This is a genomic window from Oligella sp. HMSC05A10, from assembly GCF_001808335.1.
GTDB classification, from domain to species: domain Bacteria; phylum Pseudomonadota; class Gammaproteobacteria; order Burkholderiales; family Burkholderiaceae_B; genus Oligella; species Oligella urethralis.
In genome coordinates, this window is the sequence record NZ_KV792915.1 from 1 (window position 1) to 4,526 (window position 4,526).

Sequence of the window (4,526 nt, forward strand, 5' to 3'; positions counted from 1 at the left end):
AAATCAAGTTACACAAAATACCTTACACCCTCCACTAAACCCTTATACCTGACCATTGATGAGTAAATAGCTTAATTGACGGTCGATGAGTTTTAGTTTGATATTATTTAGATGAAATTAGCATCAATAGAAGTCGCTTTGAAAGAGCTAAAATTAGCGAACTATAATGACCAGCACTTTTTGCTCAGCTTATGCCGCTAACGCTTCTCTGATTTCATCTCTTTACTCATGGTCAAATTTTCTTCATCATATCAAATAAGACCTGAGTAGGTTTTTACTGGGTCAATACACGAGATGCCAATACTTATCCACCTCCTAATCAATACCTTAAAAACTCCCGCTGCCACCGATTTGATTAACCGGCACTGGGCTGATGAGGTTAATCTCTGCTTGATGTAGACGGTCTAATATTTCAAATAGAAGTTCACTGCGGATTTTACCTACAATGCGCGCGCTGGGCACATAGCAGGTGGCAGTCAGCATAAGTCCACTAGTATCAATTGCATCAAGGCGCACATAGGGTTCATTATCTTCAAGCACTGCCTCATGTTCTGCCATCACAGCAAGCACCATATCGGCCACAATCCGTGGATTTGTATTGATGGGTAAAGGGAGTTTGATTTGTATGCGACCTCCGCTATTGTCTAGCGTCATATTGCGTACAGCCTTGGTAATAAATTCAGAGTTTGGCACGATCAGCGTAGAGCGGTCAAATAATTGAATTTCAGTGGCACGAATATTAATACGTTTAATATCACCATCATTATTACCTACAACCACCCAGTCACCGACTTTCACTGGTCTTTCTGTTAGTAAAATAAGACCGGAAATAAAGTTTTGCACGATAGATTGCAAACCGAAACCGATGCCGACGGAGAGGGCACTGGCAACCCACGTAATTTTATCAAAGCTTAGTCCCAGGGCACCGAGGATTAAGGCAATGACCAGGACACCACCGAGGTAGCCCGACATGGTTGAAATACTGGATTGCACCCCTTTTTCAAGTTTAGTATTAGGGAAATATTTTTTCTCTAGCCACGTTTTGAAAATCTTTATTAACCAAAAGCCAATAATAAAGATAAAAATGGCACTGATAATACCGCTGGTACTCAAGGCAAAGTTATGTTCAGCCATTAAGCGATTGAGCATCGCCGAGAAATTCGAAAATTCAGTAATATTTGTGCCGAAGGGCAATAATAGGATTCGGATTAATGCATAAATCAATAAAACCTTGGTGATGGCAGATAGCACCACGATAAATTGATTAATGAGGTCATCGCTGATTGCATACGCCCTAATTAAGTAGTTGCCAAGTAGCGCTTTATTACCAAGCAGGGCATGATACAGGTCATCCGCTAATTTCCACGCAATATAAAAGGCAGAAGTGACCAAGACGGTCCACACCAATTGATTCACAATAAATGAGGCCATACTGACATAGCCTGTTAAGGTGATAATTATCGCCACCAAGGAAAGTAGCCAGGCAATCGATGTCAGTGACACAAACCAAAACGGATACTTAGGATTTGTTTCTTCCTCTGCTGGAGTCGTGTCTTCAGTAGGCTCACCTTCTGCAGCGGCTCTTGAGTCCACGAGCTTTTTGTTTAAAGGTTTTCCACCCCGCGATAAGCGAGTAAAAAAGCTGAAGCTTAATAAACACGTCAAAAAGGTAGCCAGTGTATTAACGCTTAGCTCAGTGGTAAAACTCGTGCCGATGTAGTTGCCGCTTATGGTTACGATTTGGTAGCTCAGTGTTAATAAGGCTAATAATGTCGGATAGGGGCTTAAGGCACGTGCCTCATCACCGCTTAAATTAGTCAAGCGCCAGGTATCATGCTTAAGACAAAGCATCGCTTCGCCCATACCGTAAATAAAGGAGGCGAGTAGCATGGCATAAAATATTTGCTGTAAATAGCGTTTAAGTTCAGGATTTAAAATATCATTCCAATTCAATCCCAAGTAAACTAATAAGCACACAAGTCCCATCAATAAGACCCTTAGCAGGAGTTTAGCGAGCGCATAAAAGGAGCGGCGAGCTCTGCCGTTAGGAATAATAGTGATAAGCGCGTAATTCAGCGATTGATTGACATATCGATTAATAAAAACAAAGGCAAAGATACTGAGTAAAATTCCTGTCACTAGTGGCCAACGATTTTCTTTGTTAATGGCTTCTGTGGCAAGAGCGCTTAAGTCATTTTTAAACGCTTGAATACGTGCGGCATCTGTAGACATTGCGAGCGTCCAGTTACGCCAAAAGCTCGGGTTTAACATGCTACGCACTTTTAAAGAAAGTTCGGCTTTGAAGCGCTGACGTCGTTCATTGATAAGTAGCTTTCTTTTTTCTTCCGCCGCACTGATAATTAAAATTAAATGTTTGCGTTGTGCGTCTAATTTGTCATGTTCAGATTGCAGTGCACTGCGTTGCTCATCAATAAATGCAGCTTCGGGACCGGCATTTGATTTGGTGGCTTCGGTGCTTGTGGCTTCGGTCGAATCTGGCGCCTCTGTTTTAGCTGCGCCTGCGGGTGTATTGATGCGATTTAATTTGTCATTTAAATCGACCACTTGCTGCGTTACTTGGTTTAGGAGGCTCTGAGCATTTTGCTGAATTTTACTGAGCTTTGTGGTGAGCTGTTGTAAGTCGGCATTGTCTTTGCTGCTTACAGGTATCTCATCTAACTGCGCCTGTAATTGTTCAACGGTGATGGCGTCGGTATCAGCGACGCTTTGCGCTAAGGCGGTCAGCGGTAATAATAAACTAACTAATAAGGCGCAGATAAAAGCAAATAATGAGACACGCATAGAGTATAAAAAAGATAAGCGGAATAGCGTTTACAGCATGAGTTAACTGTAGCAAAAAATTGTGCTTAGGATAGTGAGGCTCTAACCCTTGCTTAAGGTAAAACAGCGAAACACTTGGTTTCGCTGTTTAAAAAGTAGTTAGTTTTGAGCCAGTGCCTTGTTTCTATTTCTGAAAGCGGCCATGATTAAAACGACTAAGCATGATAAAACACCGCCAACTAAAGCACCGATCACAGCCATTTGGGCGCGTTTAGGTGAACTGCGCTTTGGTGGGAGGGTAGGGCGCATTAAGTAGCTGAAGGCTTGAAACTCCGGCTCCTTATTTTGGAGTGCTTCGAGGGCTTCAATTCGGTATTGAAGCTGAAAGTACTCATCCGGATAGATGACCGGACTATTTTTTGCAACCTCTAGCAATGCACTTAAAATTTCTTCACCTTGCAAATAGAGCAGCTCAGGGTTGTTTAAATCAATTTGTAACATCACCTCGCTGTTGGCAATACCATTAAGTCCGGCTAAGCCGCCAGAAACGCTCTTAATACCGGCCTTTTGCGCAATTGAAAGCGCATTTGTATAGTGTTCAATATTGATTTGGCGCCTGGTGTTGGCTGCTCGCTCTAAAATCTCTTTGCCTTGTTTGGCTGCAGCAATTTTTGAGTTTAAGTCGTTATAAAAGTCATTGCGTATGGTTTTCGTGGCAACCTGGTTGATATTGTCTATATAACCGCTTAGTACCTCTTGAGCACTTTCCGGGGTATCACTGATAAAAGATAGGGTGTAGCTAGTCGCTAAGGACTTATTTTTTTCATCCGGTAGTTGCACCGAGAGATTTTGACTTAAACGATCTAGCACTACGTTTGGCTCGGCATCTTTTTGTAGTCGTTGAAAGAGGGCCGTCTTTGATAAATAGCTCTGCTTTTCATCATGGTCAGCAGCAGTGTATAAGAAGTTATTAAAGATATTGATTAAAAACTCATTGATATCAATATCCTCTTTGGGGTTATTAATGCTCTTCGGATTATTAATGTGTTGAATGGTACGCGCCTCGGTTACCAAACCCTCGGTATCAACAAGACGTGGTGCAACCACAGCAGCGCTTGAACGCCATTGCTCAGTCTGTAATAATGATAGACCATAGGCAGCAGCAAAGCCCAATACAGTAAACAATATAATTAAAAATTTGTGGGCCCATAAGGTACTTAACAAGTCCAAGAGATCAATCTCATCCTGCTCTGTGCCCATCTGGTATGGCTTGTGATTAGAAGCTTCTGACATGTGCTACGTCCTAAATTACAATTCCGTTTGTTGATTTGACATGTATTTTAATACATTAAGCTTGCTGTGAGGCTAATAAAATTACTAAGTGCTTTTTTAGTTTAACAAGAAAAAAGCGCATCACGATAAGGCGTAATGCGCTCCTTGGGCGAGGTAAATTTAGTGACGCTTAGCTAAATGACGGTAAACAATGCGACCTTTATCTAAATCATAAGGTGATAACTCAATTGATACCTCATCACCTGCCAAGATGCGGATATTGTGTCGGCGCATTTTGCCAGCACTGTAGGCGATTAATGGGTGGCCGTTATCCAAGGTGAAACGAAAACGGGAATCAGGCAGTACCTCAGTAACGGTACCTTTCATTTGGATTAAAGATTCTTTAGACATCGTGTTATTCTCCTTTGACTTCCTCCCTTCCCTAAAGGGATGGGATTCCTACAACTAGACGG

The 4,526-nt window shown here is 42.0% G+C and carries 3 protein-coding genes; all 3 read right to left on the minus strand.

Going from position 1 to position 4,526, the window contains the following annotated elements; all coding sequences use genetic code 11:
- Positions 1-327 precede the first annotated feature (327 nt).
- On the minus strand, positions 328-2,802 hold the full coding sequence (locus HMPREF3144_RS05420) for a DUF3772 domain-containing protein (RefSeq protein ID WP_070476858.1): 2,475 nt from the start codon (positions 2,800-2,802) through the stop codon (positions 328-330).
- Between the two features lie 138 nt (positions 2,803-2,940).
- Complete coding sequence (locus HMPREF3144_RS05425; protein ID WP_070469607.1) at positions 2,941-4,074, minus strand: LPS O-antigen chain length determinant protein WzzB; 1,134 nt, start codon at positions 4,072-4,074, stop codon at positions 2,941-2,943.
- Positions 4,075-4,233: 159 nt separating this feature from the next.
- Entirely contained in the window at positions 4,234-4,464 is a 231-nt protein-coding gene (infA, locus tag HMPREF3144_RS05430; RefSeq protein ID WP_070476861.1) for a translation initiation factor IF-1, read from the minus strand.
- Positions 4,465-4,526: the final 62 nt, after the last annotated feature.